The 16,596-nt window shown below is 36.0% G+C and carries 18 protein-coding genes; 7 read left to right on the forward strand and 11 right to left on the reverse strand.

The window, feature by feature from the left end; translation table 11 throughout:
- Positions 1-184: 184 nt before the first annotated feature.
- The 4 genes from BA768_RS09140 to BA768_RS09155 all read right to left on the reverse strand — a co-directional run bounded on the left by BA768_RS09140 (position 185) and on the right by BA768_RS09155 (position 3,191).
- Positions 185-1,642: an OmpA family protein gene (locus BA768_RS09140; protein WP_065720484.1), complete on the reverse strand. Its 1,458-nt coding sequence runs from the start codon at positions 1,640-1,642 to the stop codon at positions 185-187.
- Positions 1,643-1,966: 324 nt separating this feature from the next.
- Positions 1,967-2,176 carry a hypothetical protein gene (locus BA768_RS09145; RefSeq protein WP_123947090.1) on the reverse strand — a complete coding sequence of 70 codons (210 nt, stop codon included), beginning with the start codon at positions 2,174-2,176 and terminating at the stop codon, positions 1,967-1,969.
- Between the two features lie 180 nt (positions 2,177-2,356).
- Positions 2,357-2,614, reverse strand: a complete 258-nt coding sequence (locus BA768_RS09150; protein WP_034672363.1) for a hypothetical protein — start codon at positions 2,612-2,614, stop codon at positions 2,357-2,359.
- Positions 2,615-2,738: 124 nt separating this feature from the next.
- Positions 2,739-3,191, reverse strand: a complete 453-nt coding sequence (locus tag BA768_RS09155; protein ID WP_051882481.1) for a ferritin-like domain-containing protein — start codon at positions 3,189-3,191, stop codon at positions 2,739-2,741.
- A 294-nt stretch (positions 3,192-3,485) separates the two neighbouring features.
- Between BA768_RS09155 and BA768_RS09160 the strand changes: the two genes are divergently transcribed.
- A complete protein-coding gene (locus BA768_RS09160) occupies positions 3,486-5,267 on the forward strand; it encodes an FAD/NAD(P)-binding protein (protein WP_083206617.1) in 1,782 nt (593 codons plus the stop codon).
- A gap of 108 nt (positions 5,268-5,375) precedes the next feature.
- Here the strand turns inward: BA768_RS09160 and BA768_RS09165 are convergent, their stop codons facing one another.
- Complete coding sequence (locus tag BA768_RS09165) at positions 5,376-5,762, reverse strand: hypothetical protein (RefSeq protein ID WP_034672362.1); 387 nt, start codon at positions 5,760-5,762, stop codon at positions 5,376-5,378.
- 286 nt (positions 5,763-6,048) lie between these two features.
- Positions 6,049-6,234: a hypothetical protein gene (locus tag BA768_RS09170; RefSeq protein ID WP_034672360.1), complete on the reverse strand. Its 186-nt coding sequence runs from the start codon at positions 6,232-6,234 to the stop codon at positions 6,049-6,051.
- A 98-nt stretch (positions 6,235-6,332) separates the two neighbouring features.
- Between BA768_RS09170 and BA768_RS09175 the strand changes: the two genes are divergently transcribed.
- A complete protein-coding gene (locus tag BA768_RS09175; RefSeq protein WP_065720486.1) occupies positions 6,333-7,172 on the forward strand; it encodes a hypothetical protein in 840 nt (279 codons plus the stop codon).
- A gap of 11 nt (positions 7,173-7,183) precedes the next feature.
- Here BA768_RS09175 and BA768_RS09180 read toward each other — a convergent pair whose 3' ends face one another.
- Complete coding sequence (locus BA768_RS09180) at positions 7,184-7,462, reverse strand: hypothetical protein (protein WP_034672358.1); 279 nt, start codon at positions 7,460-7,462, stop codon at positions 7,184-7,186.
- Between the two features lie 141 nt (positions 7,463-7,603).
- Here BA768_RS09180 and BA768_RS09185 point away from each other — a divergent pair, with 141 nt between their 5' ends.
- Positions 7,604-8,746 (forward strand): serine hydrolase domain-containing protein, encoded by a 1,143-nt coding sequence (locus BA768_RS09185; protein WP_083206618.1) that lies wholly within the window; start codon positions 7,604-7,606, stop codon positions 8,744-8,746.
- Positions 8,747-8,816: 70 nt separating this feature from the next.
- On the opposite strand, the gene BA768_RS09190 is transcribed toward BA768_RS09185, so the two are convergent.
- Positions 8,817-9,809, reverse strand: a complete 993-nt coding sequence (locus BA768_RS09190) for an aldo/keto reductase (RefSeq protein WP_065720487.1) — start codon at positions 9,807-9,809, stop codon at positions 8,817-8,819.
- Between the two features lie 109 nt (positions 9,810-9,918).
- Between BA768_RS09190 and BA768_RS09195 the strand changes: the two genes are divergently transcribed.
- On the forward strand, positions 9,919-10,275 hold the full coding sequence (locus BA768_RS09195) for a response regulator (RefSeq protein WP_065720560.1): 357 nt from the start codon (positions 9,919-9,921) through the stop codon (positions 10,273-10,275).
- A gap of 86 nt (positions 10,276-10,361) precedes the next feature.
- On the opposite strand, the gene BA768_RS09200 is transcribed toward BA768_RS09195, so the two are convergent.
- From BA768_RS09200 to BA768_RS09210, 3 genes are all read right to left on the reverse strand, one after another.
- Entirely contained in the window at positions 10,362-11,528 is a 1,167-nt protein-coding gene (locus BA768_RS09200) for a zinc-dependent alcohol dehydrogenase (RefSeq protein WP_065720488.1), read from the reverse strand.
- Positions 11,529-11,556: 28 nt separating this feature from the next.
- Positions 11,557-13,695: a catalase gene (locus tag BA768_RS09205; RefSeq protein WP_065720489.1), complete on the reverse strand. Its 2,139-nt coding sequence runs from the start codon at positions 13,693-13,695 to the stop codon at positions 11,557-11,559.
- 239 nt (positions 13,696-13,934) lie between these two features.
- A complete protein-coding gene (locus BA768_RS09210) occupies positions 13,935-14,168 on the reverse strand; it encodes a hypothetical protein (protein ID WP_065720490.1) in 234 nt (77 codons plus the stop codon).
- A gap of 194 nt (positions 14,169-14,362) precedes the next feature.
- On the opposite strand from BA768_RS09210, the gene BA768_RS09215 reads away from it, so the two are divergent.
- The 3 genes from BA768_RS09215 to BA768_RS09225 are packed head-to-tail and all read left to right on the forward strand — an operon-like array spanning position 14,363 to position 16,487.
- Positions 14,363-15,631: an NAD(P)/FAD-dependent oxidoreductase gene (locus BA768_RS09215; protein WP_065720491.1), complete on the forward strand. Its 1,269-nt coding sequence runs from the start codon at positions 14,363-14,365 to the stop codon at positions 15,629-15,631.
- Between the two features lie 41 nt (positions 15,632-15,672).
- On the forward strand, positions 15,673-16,062 hold the full coding sequence (locus tag BA768_RS09220) for a membrane protein (protein WP_034676808.1): 390 nt from the start codon (positions 15,673-15,675) through the stop codon (positions 16,060-16,062).
- Positions 16,063-16,079: 17 nt separating this feature from the next.
- A complete protein-coding gene (locus BA768_RS09225; RefSeq protein WP_051882475.1) occupies positions 16,080-16,487 on the forward strand; it encodes a hypothetical protein in 408 nt (135 codons plus the stop codon).
- Positions 16,488-16,596: the final 109 nt, after the last annotated feature.

The raw sequence follows: 16,596 nt of genomic DNA on the forward strand, positions 1-16,596 counted from the left end.
AAAATTAAATAACTTTTACGATATGTAAAATTAAATTCCACATTAAATAAAAAATTGTCGTAAAACTACGATTCTGAATAAAGATTCTATATTCTAAAATATCATTTAAAATCGATCGATTATTTGTAAAACAAAAAAGTCTGTCTCGTGATTGAGACAGACTTTACATTAGAAGTTATTATTTTTATTTTGCTTTAAAATACACTCTTCTATTGGCTTTGTTTTTCCATTCAGGACATTTTGATGCAGGATCACATTCCGGATATTTCAAATCTTTTTTACCATTTCCTTGCGCATCAAGCTTGGTAGATTCTACTCCATTTTTGATCAAATATTCCTTCACATTATTCGCTCTTTTTTCAGAGAGTTTTTGGTTGTAGGCTTCACTTCCTCTTGTGTCGGCAGCTCCTACAACGGTATATGAACCGTTGGAAGAATTAATATAGCCTACCGCATTATTTAATATCGGTGTATTATTAGGCAAAATTCTGTCCGAATTAAGTTCAAATTCAATTCCGTCCAATTTTGTTTCTGTTTCGGCAACAGTTCCAGAGTTTTGATTCTCTACCGGACAACCGTTGTTTTCTACAGGTCCCGGAACTGTAACACATTTATCGTAAAGATCGATTACCCCATCCATATCTACATCCAAAGCTACACCTGCTCCGTCAACTCTTGCTCCTGCAGGAGTATCAAGCTGTCTGTCCCAGTCATCACAAACGCCGTCGTTATCAACATCACCGGCTTTACATACTTCAATATCATTTACTTTAGATTCCAAAACTTCTGTTCTGTAATAAATCTCCTGCATCGGATCGTGCCACATTAAGTGTGACTCGTGCTTTCCTAAATTAACGGTAAGACCTAAAGTTGTATTAAAGAAATTATCCGAAGTCTGCTCAGATATATTGTTGATGGCACTTGTATGTGCTCCACCTCCGTCAAATTCATCATCGGTTGTTACGACATACATTACTCTACCTTCCAGGTCTAATCTGTTTGATAATTTATACTTCAGACCAGCTCCTGCCTGTCCAAAGAATGAATTAAATTTAAATGGTTTTACCTCTGTCATTAATCTTTGCCCAAACTCATCTTTCTGGTACGCTCTGTACGCCAGAGTTCCTACACCGGCATAACCGTGAAGAGCCCATCTGTAAGGAGATTTGTTGTCTACCCTTCTCATCAGATTAGAGAAATTAATGTCTCCTAAAATGGAGATCGCATCATATTGTGTTCTTGCTCCTACTTGCATATTAGCAGCAGCATTTGCAGGTGCGGCATCTTTTGTATTAAACCAACCCTGTCTTGTTTCACCACGGTCATACTGCAATTTTAAACCGAAAGCATGTGTTATTGCTTTATCAACACTGAAGTAAGCCGAATATCCGATAAGGTTTTTGCCACCTCCGTTCTTAATGGATGTAAGATCTGCCGACTGCATTAGCGGAACCCCGCCCCCGAAAGAGATCGACCAGTCATTAAATCTTTTTGAAGATTGTGTAAATGGCTGTACATTAGCTGATCCCGAAGAAAAAGTATTCGGATATTCTCCATTGTTCATTACCTGAAGTGAATCTTGTGCAAATACACACATGGGCATCGCCATGGCAAGCGATAAGACTGCTAGTTTTGATTTCATATAAAATATATTAATTGATTTCTAAAAGATATTAAGCAATAATATGTACTACTTATATAAGACATCAGAATCATTAAAACATTGATCACTGCTTTATTTTTCCGATGTGGCATAATTTATTCAATTACTGTACCAAAAAAGGATTTTCTATTTTTCCGACCTCTATTTTAATTCTAAAACACTGAAAATTAAATTATTAAAATTTGAAATAATATTTTCACTAATTTTTTATTTTTAATTAATAAAATAACATGATTTCATTAAAAACAATTTCAACAAAGTGTTTTTTCACCATAAAACGAAATAATATTAATCATATCACTTTTAAGCTTCAACATCCGATGATTTCCCTCCGGATAAAACCTGATGACCAAGATAAAAAAGCAGATGCAGAGAATCTTTCGGAATGTATAACTGAAGATTGTTCGAACTTATCATTTCAAATCTCCACTTATGCTTTACGCAGTGCAGCATCATTTCTTGTAGGTCTTTATCCAACAGAGCAAGCATTACAGTTACCTCGTCATTTTTCATCCAATTATTGTTTAAACTGAGATTCATTTTCATTTTCTGATTGATACACTTTCCCTTTATCAATCGCTATGCCACGCAATCAAATTTCATTATTCATTGAGGTAAAAAGTGAATAATTTTAACAAAAAAACTCAGATTACAACAATCTGAGTTTAGAAGAGAATGAGTATTATCAGGGTTTTAAACCATATCTTTAAAAACCTTTACGGTTCCGTCAAAGTAATTCAAGGTAATCTCTACAGCTCTTCCAAAAAAAACAATATGTTCGGCTTCATCTTCATCCTGATCTTGATCAAAAATTCTAATCTCGAAAGGATCTTCTCTTACCATTTGAAGTTCGCCACTGAATTTTTGCTTCTTTTTGTAGAGCACTTCTACCTTTTCGATAGCTTTGGAATTTGTAAGAAATTCGTTTTTCAGATCAGCTGTAATTTCCATATATATTTTGTTCAGTTTTAATATTAAAAAACAATCCTAAAAAAATTGCTTTCTTAGGATTGAAAATTGTAACACTATGATGGATTAAATATTCCAAAATAAAAGACTAATCCCGGTAAACGATTTAATTTTTCATTTCGTTTAAGTTACTGAATTTATTGTATGATGATTTGAGGTGATGTAGCTGATCACTCACCACTCTGGAACTTTCAGGACAAAGATCTCCGCTGTCCAGCGCATCCTGATAAGCATTAATTGCCGCTTCCTCTCCATATACTACATTTTCTAATGTAGATTCTGCTTTATCTCCCGAAAAAGAATTTTTCACATCAATCCATGTTCTGTGAATTGCTCCTGCTGTACTTCCTGTATTATCAGGCTCTCCTCCTCTTTCAAGAATAAGATTATTCAATTCTGATTTCATTGTCTGCGATTGACTTACCATCTGATCGTAATCAGCCTTTAAAGGAGTGTAGGTATCCCAAACTTTGTCTTCAACTTTAGAAAATCCCTGAATTCTGTCGTTTGTGATGTTTAACAAATCGTTTAATACTGATACTGTTCTTTCGTTGTTCATAATAATATTTTTAGTGTGCTATATTTCTTACAACTGCCATACCAGCAAAGGCATTGCGTTTGCGAAATTGCCCATATGTGGTACTTTTTAGCTGTGAGTTACCATAAACACGTCGAAAAAATCTTAGTAAATCAGTTTTTTATATTGCATAGAAAACGAAAAAGGGCTTGACTTATTTTTTCAGAAGAAAGTGATTTTATGACCGAAAACATAACCCCACTAATTATTTTTTGGCTATAAGCGATAAGATTAGGAACATATTTTGAATCTAAAAAGCTAAACCATTTATATTTTATGGATAATCAATCACCAAATGTCATTGCTATTGTTGGCGGAGGTCCCGCTGCGCTGATGACTTTAAAGCATATTTTAAAAAAATCGGTTTGTCCCAAAACCATCTATATTTTCGAAAAAAACGAGCGTTTTGGAGCCGGAATGCCTTATGGAAATTTGGGTTCATTAAAAGAACACGTTGCCAATGTCTCGGCAAACGAATTGCCTGAGCTTGCTGATACTTTTCAACAATATCTTCAACAAAATCCGCCAAAAAATTTTCCTGATTTCAGCGATGCTGAAAAATTTAATCCTTATCAGGTTATTCCCAGATTGCTGTTGGGAGATTTTCTGGAAGATCAGTTTAAACAATATATTAAACTGGCTAAAAAAGAAGGTATCAAGGTTTTTGCAAAAAATAAAACAGCCGTTACTGATATTATAAAGTCTGCCGATAAGGAAGATCAGTTTAAAATAAAAACAGATCGGGATGAAGAAATACTTGTCAACAAAGTTATTATCTGCACCGGACATACCTGGCCTAAAATTCACGAAGAAAAAACAAATGGCTGGTTCGATTCACCTTACCCGCCTTCAAAATTCAAAAACGGCAGTGATTTTCCTGTTGCTGTTCGCGGAACATCCCTTACCGCAATTGATGCAGTGAAAACCATTGCAAGGCTCAACGGTAAATTTGTGGAAACAGAAAGCGGAAAAATAGAATATCAACTCAACAAAAATTCAGAAAACTTTAAAATTCATATGTTTTCGACGGGAGGTTTTTTACCTGCACTAAGATTTCATTCGGAAGATGACTCCTATTCATCGGAGTGGACGATGTCGCTTCAGGAAATTTATGATTACAAAAAGAAAAATGGTGGTTTTGTAGATCTGGATTATGTTTTTAAGATTAATTTTAAACTTCCCATCAAACAGAAAGATCCTGAATTTTATGATGTTATAAAAGATTTAAGTTTAGAAGAGTTTGCTGAAAAAATGCTTAGCTTAAGAGAAAAATCTGACAGTTTCGATCTTTTTAAAGCCGAATACAGGGAAGCCGAAAAATCGATAGAAAAAAGACAATCAATCACCTGGAAAGAGAAACTTGCGGCATTCAGCTATTCAATGAATTATCCTGCCAAACATTTTTCTGCTGAAGATATGCTTCGACTGAAATCTGTTTTAATGCCTTTGATCTCCGTAATAATTGCTTCACTTCCTCAATCTTCCTATCGGGAAATGATGGCGCTTCATGATGCAGGTTTGATTGATCTGATTCAAGTAGATAAAGAAAGTACGGTAGAACCTCATCCGGAATCAGGCGGAATTTATTGCTGTAAAACCGAAGACGGAAAAGAAATAAAGGATCATTACAAAATGTATATTGATGCCATTGGTCAGCAACAGATGAATCTGCAGGATCTTCCTTTCGAAGGGTTGAAAGATGAGAATATCACAAGTTCGGCATATCTTGGCTTTAAAGAATACGAAAATGGAAAAGAAATGTTCGAAAAGAATACTGAAAATGTAGTTGAGGGTCACAACAACAATTACTATCTGAAAGTTCCCGGACTCGGGATCAACGATTATTTTCAGGCTCTGAATGTTTATGGTGAAGCTACAGATAATCTTTTCATAATGGCCGTTCCTTTCATTGGCGGGCTGAATCCGGATTATTCCGGATTAGATTTTTGCGACACTGCTGCAGAAAAGATCGCTGAAGCATTGAGCAATTCCAACACACCCATTATTGATCTTAATGTGGAAGAAAATAATAATGATCTTAGAATAAATATTATTTAATTAAGAATTATATAACTAAAAACCGTAATCAAATTTAATGATTACGGTTTTTTTAAGTCTGAACTTATTGCTGAAGTAAAAATGTATGTGGAACATCATTGAACAGAATTAATGAAAATTGTAACACAAACTGTAAACATCTCTGAAATAAATATCTGTTTCTGCTTCTGCCTTTTGCTGAACCGGCACTGCAACATTTGAACCTGAAAACTGATAAACCGGTGTTTTGGTTGCTGTTTTTACTTTTTTGCTGCATTTACAATACATATAATCGTATTCTCGGTGATGATTCAAAGATACTGTTCTTACCTCCGTAGCTTCAAGCATTGCAGCTTTTTTGAAAGTTTCCTGATTTAATGTAAACCAAGGCTCACCGTGATAAAAAAAGTGATCTACTATTTCCGGATGATCGATCTGATTGGGATCAGCAGGAGCTGCTGAATGATAACCGCCACATTCTTGGCAAAAAGCTACCATAATGTTGATTTTTTCCATAGACTTTATTTTGCTTGTTTCTGTATTACAGAATTTGTGCCACGGAAGTGTTTCCGAAAGAAAAACCAGCTTTATTTTAATCTAAAATTCATAACCTGATATTTTAACAAAAATTCATAAAAAAACAGCCCCTTTTCTTATTCATGGCATAGCGTTTGAATATACATGTGTACCATCACTACAAAATATAATATGAATAAAATCCACAGCAAGTTTTGCTGTGGATTTTAAATTTTTACTTTAGAACAAATAAGTTGTTGATAAGAATTTTGTTTCTAAAAAAGAATCAGGCTTCGTCTTTTGTATTTTTTACAAGACCTATTCCCGAAAAGAAGAAAATAAGCCCGATCACTCCAACTACAATAAGTGTGGTGTAGCCTTCACTTTTATTGATTAGCTGACTTCCGGTATAAATAAGACCGATAATACCCAAAATTGTAAGCACTGCTCCAAAGATTCGTTTAATATTCATGATGGTGATTTTTTATGTAGGCTAATCAATATCTGTGCCTTTGCTACGACTCGAATATTCAATATTTGTAATATATTTGATAACCAAACGATCACAAAATGAAACCGACCCAATATCTTGTATTTCTACTGCTTCCCACTGTTTATTTTTCACAAACAGATCACAGCAAATTTATCTATGATGATCTGGATGTTACCGTAGAAAAACCGGACAAAAACAAATCTTACGATGCCAACTACAACGAAGACAATAAGATTTATAAGCCCGGCAAAAAGCTTACTTATTCTTACTCTATTGTCAAAAACAATCAAAAGTATCTGATAAAAAAAGGAAATCTGGAAATGCAGCCCGAAGGATTCAGTGTTGCAGGATGGGAATTTGTGGAATTTGAAAAACAGAATGATGAAACCGTAAACTACATTACTATCGAGCCACATCCGGGAAATGCTTTTGCAGGTGTTGATCCCGGCTACAATCAAACTGCCATAGAATATAAATATGTAATGAAAAACAATGATTTCTTTTCCATGGAAACCACAGGTGCTATTGAAAATGACATGAATGTATGGATTCATCCGCCAAGAAATATCTATTTTGAAATATTAGAACTAAATCCTTTTCCTTATATAAAAGCTCCTTACAAAATCGGAACAAAATGGAAATGGGGGCTTGAAATTGGCGATCACTGGTCGGATGAGAGATGGCTGAAATGGGAAGGTGGTATTGAAAATAAATACGAATATGAAATTAGAGAAAAGAAAAATATCAACACCAAACTTGGAAATTTAGAATGCTATATAGTATATGGAAAAGCAAAAAGCAGAATTGGTGAAACGGAGCTTACCTCATACTTTAATGAACAGTTTGGCTTTGTAAAACTTGAATATACCAATATTGACGGCAGCAAAACATTTTTTGAGCTTGAAAAAGCTGAATAAATAAGAAAATATTACAGAACCTCTTTCTCAAGACCTGCTTTTGCACAGTTGAAGACTTCTTCTGCCTCGTTATGAAATACATTCATGGAAATCTCGAAACCGTTTGCCATAAAGAAAGTGACATTTCCATCCATATTATGACTCAAAAACCCGATATGATTAACATTGATGATGACCGGTTTTCCCAATACTTTAGCTCCTTCCAGAGCATTGGGTCGTTTAAGATTAAGGATAATAGATTGTCTTATGTAAATGAGACCTTCTTTTGTAGAACGCAGTTTGAAGTTCATTAATTTTTTTGTAAAGCTACAATAAATTATCCAAGTTGCACAAGTTGGTCATACAGGTATAAAATTTGAAGTTAAAAATTTAATATAAACAAAATCTGAAGCTTACAGACAACATAAAAGCTTTGGTTTAAAGAATATAATTTGAATACTAAAAAAGTTTTAATCGGATTTTTAGCGGGAACAACAGCAGTCGCTGCAACGATCTGCATTTGCGGATATGGCTATATTTTTAAAGCATTACGCATTAATCTCAAAAAAGGATCTCTTACACCCTCTACTGATGATGAAGAAAAATTTCCTTCTAATCCGGTTTCAAACTTTAAACAAAAATCTTGGCAAAAACATAGTGATTATAATAAAAAGCAACTTTCTTCAACACTGCTTGAGGAGCTTGAAAAAACCAGTACTTCTTCACTTGTCGTTATAAAAAACAATAAAATTATCCACGAAAAATATTGGAAAGATCACGATCCATCATCACTAATGAACTCTTTCTCGATGGCAAAAGGTATCCTTTCCGTTCTTACAGGCTTTGCCATTGATGACGGTTATCTGGATTCTGAAGATCAATTGTTCTCATCCGTATTTCCACAATATTCCGAGAGCAAATATGGTAAATATCTTACTTTCAAACATCTTATGACGATGCAGGCAGGATTTGACTGGGAAGAAGAATACAACCATCCTTTTGCCGAAAATTCAAAACAATATTTTGTGGATGATCTTGCAGAACAAACTTTTAAAACAGAAATAAAAGAAATGCCCGGTGAGAAATACCAATATCAAAGTGTAGCTCCACAACTTTTAGGTTTAGCTTTGAAAAAAGTCACCGGAAAAAGTCTTGCCGATTATCTTTCAGAAAAAATTTGGCAGCCTTTAGGAATGGAATCAGTTGCCAAATGGAGCACTGATGAAAAAGGTATGGAAAAAGCTTTCTGCTGCATTCATGCCATCCCAAGAGATTTTGCTAAAATCGGACAGCTGATTCTACAAAACGGAAACTGGGAAGGAAAACAACTTATTGATCAAAAATATTGTGAAAAACTCCTCCATCCCACTCCCGAAAATGACGCTTTCTGTTATAACGTCTGGGCAGATAACGAAAGTAAAATAAAATTGCGCTTCTTCTACGGGTTTTTAGGACAGTTTATCATCATGATTCCATCAGAAAATATTATCATCGTAAAAACCGGAATATACAACAGGCTGGATGTAGATCAAAAGAAAAGACCTTTACAGGTAAAGATTTTGGCGGAAGAAATTTGCAGTATTTTTAGCGATTAATTATTTATTTAAAAACAAGAAAAGCCGCCAGAAAATTCAGCAGCTTTCAAAATTTTATTTATAAAAAATCTTAATGGCTAGGAACCTGAGCTTTTTCGTAAATAATTTTTTCATCTTTAAGCCTTGTCCAAAACTCAACAGGAATATTGTTTTTCCAGCCTTTTACGTTATCAATAACCTGAGAAGATGTACTTGCTCCGGGAATAATGGATACAAATTCATCTGCTGCCAATACAAATTGTAATGCTGCATGTATGACATCTACGTTAAATTCTTTTGCAATTTCGATCAATTTCGATCTTTTTTCAGCCATTTCTTTCGGGATAACATCTTTATAATTATAGCGATCTCTTCCAGCAATAAATCCTGAATTGTATCCTGCTCCCGAAACCAGTTTTACATTTGCTTTTTTTACTGCAGGAAGCAAACGATCAACTGCATCTTCATGCTCCAGAATAGAATATTGGGTTGCAGACAGACAAATATCCGGATCTGCATATTCTATACAGTCGAGAATAGGTTCTATCTTGTTGACGCCCATTCCCCATGCTTTGATAATTCCCTCGTCTCTTAACTTGGAAAGTGTTTTAAAAGCTCCTTTTTTAGCCTGTTCAAGAAAATAAGGATATCGGTCTCCGACCTGATCCTCAGAAAGATCATGAACATATACGATGTCTATGTATCCTAATGAAGTTCTTTTAAGGCTTTCTTCAATCGACCGTTTTACAGCATCTTCAGAATAACCATGACGGAAATCGTAATTCAAAGGGGCTTTCCACATTGTGGGAGGAACTTCATTTTCAGGAACTTCGGTGAAAAGCCTTCCGACTTTTGTAGAAAAAACGAAATCTGTCCTGTTTTTGTGTTGAAGAAAATCACCGAAACGCCTTTCACTTTTTGTAAGACCATACCATGGTGACGTGTCATAATATCGTATTCCTTCACTCCAGGCAGTTTCAAGAATGTTTTGTGCCTGTTCGTCTGAGATTTTTTCAAAAGCTGTACCGATTGCAACACCGCCTAATCCGACAGCATGCTGATCCGTTAAAATTGGATGATTCATATAATACTATTTTTTGGTTATCGTAAAAAAGCAAACATCGTGCATTTTATGATTATTAAAATTTTGTTTTCTAAATAAAAGTTGGCTTCGTTTTTGCCAATCGATGGGTATGAAAACAATATTTATCGTAGAAGATGAGACAGGCATCAGAGATGCATTACAGCTACTCCTGTCATTCGAGAATTATGATGTACGGTCATTTGCAACCGTTAAAGCATTCAACAACCGTGACCAGTCTTCAGTCCCTGATCTTTTTATCATGGATGTAAGATTGCCGGACGGTTTAGGCACAGATTTATGCAATCAGGTAAAGGAAGACGAAAAAACGGCCAATATTCCGGTAATGATTATCAGCGCACATGCAAAAGCCGATGAAGTAATCAACTCCTGCAAAGCGGATGAATTTATTTCTAAGCCTTTTGACATCGATGATGTCATTACAAAAATTGAAAGACTTACCAATTAATATATATCAAATTTCAATCATATATAAAAACTCCAAAGTGTTTCTCTTTGGAGTTTGTTTTTGCTAAAAATTGTTTTAAAATTTATTTAAATCCAAGGATCAAGAACAACTTTCACACAGCCATCTTCTTTTTTATCAAAAAGCTCATAACCTTTGGATACATCATTCAGTGATAATCGATGGGTAATAATATCGTCTAATTTTACCTCTCCGTTTTCTACATGTTTCATCAGCTTATCGATGATTGCATGAACCGGAGCTTGTCCTGCCCTCAGAAGAATCCCTTTATCAAAAATCTGTCCTAATCTGAAATTGTCGTAATTCACTGCATAAACTCCTAAAACAGAAACTGTTCCGCCTCTTCTTACGGCACTCATGCAGGCTTCAAGAACTTTCATAGAACCTTTTTCAAAATTAATGACTGCTTTTGCTCTGTCGAGGAAAGAACGTTCAGGCTCAAAACCTACCGCATCAATACAAAGATCGGCACCTCTACCATTGGTTAAATCACGAATTTTTTGAACCGTAGAATCTGCATCTTCCCAAAGAATGGTTTCGCAACCTGTAAGTTTTTTAATCTGATCCAATCTGTATTGCAAAGTATCGATTACAATCACTTTTCCGGCCTTATGAAGAATGGCACTTTTAACCGCCATCGAACCGACAGGTCCGGCTCCGAAAATCGCAACCGATTCACCTCCCTTCATTTCACCCCACATAACACCGGTATATCCCGTAGGAAAAATATCGGTAAGAAATAGAGCCTGTTCATCGGTAAGCGCATCAGAAACTTTTCTTGGACCGAAATTCGCATAAGGCACTCTTACATATTGCGCCTGACCGCCGTTGTAACCTCCGTAAAGATCGGTATAGCCGAACATTCCGCCACCTTTCTCCGTCATGATTCCGCCTTCCGGACCATAATTTTCCGGGTTTGAATTCTCGCATCCGCTTGGCAGATCATTCTGGCAGAAATAACAGCATCCACAGGCAATAGGAAAAGGAACTACCACCCGGTCGCCCTGATGCAGATGGGTAATATTTCTTCCCTTTTCAACTACTTCTCCCATAAATTCGTGTCCCATTACCATTGGTCTCGGCTGTGGAATTCCTCCGGAATACATATGCAGATCACTGCCGCAAATGGCTGTAGAGGTTACTTTTAGTATAATATCATTTTCATCCTGAATAATAGGATCATCTACTGTATCGCAGGTAATCTTACCCGGTGAGTGAAAAACTGCTGCTTTCATAAAAAATATTTTTGTGGTTTGTTTTAAATTATTTTAAGCCGTTTCTCTGTTTTTCGAATTCCCAGGCTCTGTGAGAGGCAACTGCACGGATGAAGTTTTCATCTCCGTTATTATTTTCTTCAAGAATTACAGCATAATCTGTATGATCTTTCTTATAAATGTCGGTTTGCTCATAGATCAATTCAGTATTTTTATCAAAGAAAAGTGCCTTGCAATGTCTGTAAGCTTCGTTTACAAAATCAATCACACTGTTTTTATAGTCGGGCTGAAGCCAGTTTTGCGAAGAAGTTTCTCCCGGTGCTACATACACTGCATCAAAACAAACACTCATCGTACTTGAAATAGAATGTTGCGGGCCGATAAGAGAGCCGTCATCTGCTTTTACAGGTGCCATTTCCGGGGCAACAAACTGAATGACTCCGCCTTCTTTCTCTATTTTATCAAGAAATTCCGACACTCTTTTTCCGTCGCATCCATCTGCTACAAGAACTGCAATGATTCTTGATTCTATGGAATCTTTAACCGTATTTTTCATGCTTAAAGCATCTGAAATTTTAATTTTCGGCTCTCTTTCTTCACTTTGTAATGTAGAAGGATCTGCGTCTGCCGGAATACTTCCATTCGGCTGTGAAAGTGGCTTCACTTCAACCCCTAATTTCTGAGCCACAATCTGCGCCAATTCTTTATCGATAAAATTCAGCTGACCCACCATTCTTTCTCTGATGGCATGAATTGTCACTTTAGACAATTCAAATATCAAAGCTTTCTGAAGATGAGTTTTTTCCGGCTCAGACTGGCTGTTGTAAAATAATTTTGCCTGAGAATAATGATCAACGAATGATTGACTTCTCGCTCTGATTTTTGTTCCGCTTATTTTTTCACCGTAAGAGGCAAACCCACCATCCTTCATCATCGCCTGAAACGGACAACCGCCACCAATTGAATTGGGCTCATAGCTTACTTTTCCTTTCGCAATCTGCTGTCTCATGTGTCCGTCACGCTGATTATTATGCACCGTCGGAACTGATCTGTTAATCGGGATTTCATGGAAATTTGGTGACCCCAATCTTGATAACTGGGTATCGGTATATGAAAATAATCTGCCTTGTAACAAAGGATCGTTTGTAAAATCAATTCCCGGAACAAGATGCCCCGGATGAAACGCAATCTGCTCTGTTTCAGCGAAAAAATTATCGGGATTTCTGTTTAAAGTTAAAGTTCCGAAAATTTCGACAGGAACCAATTCTTCAGGAATAATTTTTGTCGGATCTAAAAGATCAAAATCAAAATCGTGCTCATTTTCTTCAGGAACAATCTGTACGCCCAAATCCCATTCAGGAAAGGCTCCGTTTTCAATTGCTTCCCAAAGATCTCTTCTGTGGAAATCTGGATCTGCTCCTGAAATTTTCTGAGCTTCAGGCCATGCTACTGAGTGAACTCCTAATTTTGGCTTTAAATGAAATTTCACAAAAAAAGCATCGCCCTCACTGTTTATAAATCTAAACGAATGCACTCCAAAACCTTCCATCATTCGGTAACTTCTCGGTATGGCTCTGTCGCTCATCAGCCACATGATCATGTGCATACTTTCAGGCATCAGAGAAATAAAATCCCAGAATGTATCGTGTGCAGAAGCAGCTTGCGGAATTTCGTTGTCCGGTTCAGGTTTTACAGCGTGAACCAAATCAGGAAATTTCATGGCATCCTGAATGAAGAATACCGGAATATTATTTCCGACAAGATCATAATTGCCTTCTTCGGTATAAAATTTAATGGCAAAACCTCTTACATCTCTTGCCAGATCGGTACTTCCTCTGCTTCCTGCAACCGTAGAAAATCTTACAAAAACGGGAGTTTCCTTGCCGGCTTCAGATAAAAATTTTGCCCGGGTGAACTTTTCCATGCTTTTATGAAGTTTAAAAACACCATGTGCTCCCGAACCTCTTGCGTGTACAATTCTTTCCGGAATTCTTTCGTGATCAAAATGGGTGATTTTTTCTCTTAAAATAAAATCTTCCAAAAGTGTTGCTCCGCGCTCTCCTGCTTTCAGAGAATCCTGATTATTATTAATTTTAAGTCCCTGATTGGTAGTAAGTTTCTGATCGGAATTATAGGTTTTGTAATAATTCAGCTGATCCTGCTTTTCGTTTTGTGGTTTGTTATCCATATTAATTATTTGTGGTTATATTGTTGAAAAAGTCAAGAATAAAAATGATTGGCTGATTAATCTCAGTCAATCTTTAAGTTTTAAATCTATAATTCTATGTAGAACTTGATCAATGAGAACTCTGTCAGAATAAATGGAATATGGAAAAAAGCACCCCAGTTGATTAATAATATGGGCATTAAACTAAGAAAAACTTGGGGTGCAGATAATTAGAGTTAGAATTATAAATAAATTTTAAATTATTTTCTGGTAGAGGTAGCTGTACTGTCCCGCATTGTATTGGCAGAATCTGTTCTACCCGCAGAAGGAGCATTCATAGCCGCAGTATCTGTAGGTGGTAAAGCCATAGATGTATCGGTTGACATATCAACTGTTGACATGCTGTCGTTGCTGGTATTTTCTTCCGTTTTTTGTTTTGAACAGCTGGTCGCTGTTACTCCCAGAATAAGGGCAGTAAGCAAATAGGTTTTCATATAATAAAATTTTGTGATGTTTGATTGAATCAAATTTAATCTAATATTTTCCGGAAACTTATGATCCCAGTCATATAAAGTATTTTTGCTTGTTAAAAAAAAGGTACCACAAGTTTTTTCAATATCTGGAAATCGAATCTTTTGGTCTTATTATTGAATGACTGCCATTACACCATTCACATAAATATCCTGTTATGAAAAAACATATTGTCATCATAGGAGGAGGTTTTGCAGGTATTAATCTTGTAAAAAGTATTGCACGCAATAAAAATTTCAGGATTACACTTGTAGACAGAAATAATTATCATTTTTTTCCTCCTCTTATTTATCAGGTCGCTACTGCGTTTATTGAGCCTTCTCACATCAGCTATCCTTTCAGAAAGCTTTTCGCCAGATATGATAATGTGAATTATCACATGGGAAGTCTAATCAATGTAAATACAGAAACACAACATATTGAAACCGATACAGGAGAAATTTTTTATGATTATTTAGTAGTTGCGTTAGGTACAGAAACCAATTTTTTCGGACTCGAAAATGTCGAAAAATGTGCACTTCCGATGAAAACCATTCATGAAGCATTGTATTTGAAAAATCATCTGCTGATGAGCCTTGAAAAAGCTGCCAGAAATAAAAATCTGAACCGTGCTGAGCGTCTTCAGAATATCGTAATTGCGGGTGGTGGGCCAACCGGTGTAGAACTTGCCGGAATGATTGCAGAAATGGGAGCTTATATTGCCGAAAAAGAATACCCGGAAATAGAGCTAAATCTTTCTCATTTGTATTTGGTAGACGCTCTTCCTACTCTGCTTTCTCCAATGAGTGATGCAGCCAAAAAAACAGCTTATGAAAATTTAAAAAAATTAGGCGTTAATATTTTGCTTAATGTTTCTGTGAAAGATTATTCCGATGGAAATGTAATTTTATCAGACGGTAAAAAAATAAAAACCGAAAGCCTGATCTGGACTTCCGGAGTGATCGGGCGTAAAGTTCCGGGAATCCCTGAAACATGCATCGGAAAAGGAAGAAGATTGTTGGTAGATGAATATAACCGTGTGTTAGGCTTCGAAAATATTTTTGCGTTGGGTGACATTTGTCTTCACTTAAGTGACAAAAATTTCCCGAAAGGACATCCGCAGGTTGCTCAGGTTGCCATTCAACAGGCAAAATTAGCCGCTAAAAATATCATTAGACAGGAAAAGAAAGAAACCCTGCAGCCATTTATTTACAATGATAAAGGAAGCATGGCAATTATTTCAAAATACAAAGCAGTGGTTGATCTGCCGAAATTTTCGTACACAGGATTTTTTGCGTGGTTAACCTGGCTTTTCATTCATATTATTCCTCTGACAGGATTCAGAAACAAAATAAGGCTCGCTTTCGAATGGTTCAGGTTATTTATTACCAATAATCCTTCGATCAGAATGATTTTGCAGCCAAAGAAAAACACTTCTGAAGGCTAAATATATCGATTCATTATTTCATTTCACTTAAAATAAAAAATATGGACACTAAAAACATTTCAAGAATAGCTTTGGGCGGAATGCTTATTGCGGCAGGAATTTCACATTTAACGTTTGCCAGAAAAGAATTTCAGGCTCAGGTTCCCGATTGGGTTCCGTTGAAAAAAGATGATACAGTCGTTTACTCGGGTATTGCAGAAATTCTTTTGGGAACTACCGTTGCATTGGCTCCGAAAAAACAGAGATCCCTTATCGGTGCAGTTACTGCAGGATTCTTTGCTGCTGTATTTCCCGGAAATCTTTCGCAATACCAAAACCGGAAAGACGGATTCGGTCTCGATACCGACAATAGACGTTTTGCAAGATTATTTATGCAGCCGCTTTTAATGGCATGGGCGATTGCATCCACTAAAAAAGAAGAAAAAATTTAATTTAAAATAAAATCGTTATGGTAAAAAAAATGCTCGCAGGTTTAGGCGGAGCTATTGCGCTCAACCTTCTGCACGAAATCATCAGAAAAAACTTCAACAATGTACCGCACATTAATGAACTTGGCGAAGAAGCTCTACAAAAAGTAACAGATTCTACTCCATTAGAAATTTCTGATCCGGATAAACTGTATGCTGCAACTCTTGCCGGAGATATTGTAAGCAACGCTGTTTATTACGGAACTACAGCAACGAGTCATCATTTCACAAGCGGACTTGCCGCAGGTATCGGAGCTATCGTTTTACCACAAAAGATGGGTCTAAATGATCAACCGGTTGCAGAAAACAATCAAAAAAAGATCATGACCGTAGGCTATTACCTCTTCGGAGCTCTAGTCACGAAATTGATTTACGATAAAATAAAATAAATAAAACCCCTTGAAAAAAGGGGTTTGTCTAATTAAAGCACAGAAGTAACTATATGGATTTCGATTCTATGCTATCTCAAAGCTAATTATAATTACGGGATCAGGAATA

Origin of the sequence: Chryseobacterium sp. CBo1 (genome assembly GCF_001693475.1) — a bacterium.
GTDB lineage: Bacteria > Bacteroidota > Bacteroidia > Flavobacteriales > Weeksellaceae > Chryseobacterium > Chryseobacterium formosense.

Excerpts from the sequence above, each read along its gene's own strand:
- BA768_RS09140 (WP_065720484.1), bottom strand. The coding sequence starts at position 1,642 with ATGAAATCAAAACTAGCAGTCTTATCGCTTGCCATGGCGATGCCCATG.
- BA768_RS09145 (WP_123947090.1), bottom strand. The coding sequence starts at position 2,176 with ATGAAAAATGACGAGGTAACTGTAATGCTTGCTCTGTTGGATAAAGAC.
- BA768_RS09150 (WP_034672363.1), bottom strand. The coding sequence starts at position 2,614 with ATGGAAATTACAGCTGATCTGAAAAACGAATTTCTTACAAATTCCAAA.
- BA768_RS09155 (WP_051882481.1), bottom strand. The coding sequence starts at position 3,191 with ATGAACAACGAAAGAACAGTATCAGTATTAAACGATTTGTTAAACATC.
- BA768_RS09160 (WP_083206617.1), top strand. The coding sequence starts at position 3,486 with ATGGATAATCAATCACCAAATGTCATTGCTATTGTTGGCGGAGGTCCC.
- BA768_RS09165 (WP_034672362.1), bottom strand. The coding sequence starts at position 5,762 with ATGGAAAAAATCAACATTATGGTAGCTTTTTGCCAAGAATGTGGCGGT.
- BA768_RS09170 (WP_034672360.1), bottom strand. The coding sequence starts at position 6,234 with ATGAATATTAAACGAATCTTTGGAGCAGTGCTTACAATTTTGGGTATT.
- BA768_RS09175 (WP_065720486.1), top strand. The coding sequence starts at position 6,333 with ATGAAACCGACCCAATATCTTGTATTTCTACTGCTTCCCACTGTTTAT.
- BA768_RS09180 (WP_034672358.1), bottom strand. The coding sequence starts at position 7,462 with ATGAACTTCAAACTGCGTTCTACAAAAGAAGGTCTCATTTACATAAGA.
- BA768_RS09190 (WP_065720487.1), bottom strand. The coding sequence starts at position 9,809 with ATGAATCATCCAATTTTAACGGATCAGCATGCTGTCGGATTAGGCGGT.
- BA768_RS09195 (WP_065720560.1), top strand. The coding sequence starts at position 9,919 with ATGAAAACAATATTTATCGTAGAAGATGAGACAGGCATCAGAGATGCA.
- BA768_RS09200 (WP_065720488.1), bottom strand. The coding sequence starts at position 11,528 with ATGAAAGCAGCAGTTTTTCACTCACCGGGTAAGATTACCTGCGATACA.
- BA768_RS09205 (WP_065720489.1), bottom strand. The coding sequence starts at position 13,695 with ATGGATAACAAACCACAAAACGAAAAGCAGGATCAGCTGAATTATTAC.
- BA768_RS09210 (WP_065720490.1), bottom strand. The coding sequence starts at position 14,168 with ATGAAAACCTATTTGCTTACTGCCCTTATTCTGGGAGTAACAGCGACC.
- BA768_RS09215 (WP_065720491.1), top strand. The coding sequence starts at position 14,363 with ATGAAAAAACATATTGTCATCATAGGAGGAGGTTTTGCAGGTATTAAT.
- BA768_RS09220 (WP_034676808.1), top strand. The coding sequence starts at position 15,673 with ATGGACACTAAAAACATTTCAAGAATAGCTTTGGGCGGAATGCTTATT.
- BA768_RS09225 (WP_051882475.1), top strand. The coding sequence starts at position 16,080 with ATGGTAAAAAAAATGCTCGCAGGTTTAGGCGGAGCTATTGCGCTCAAC.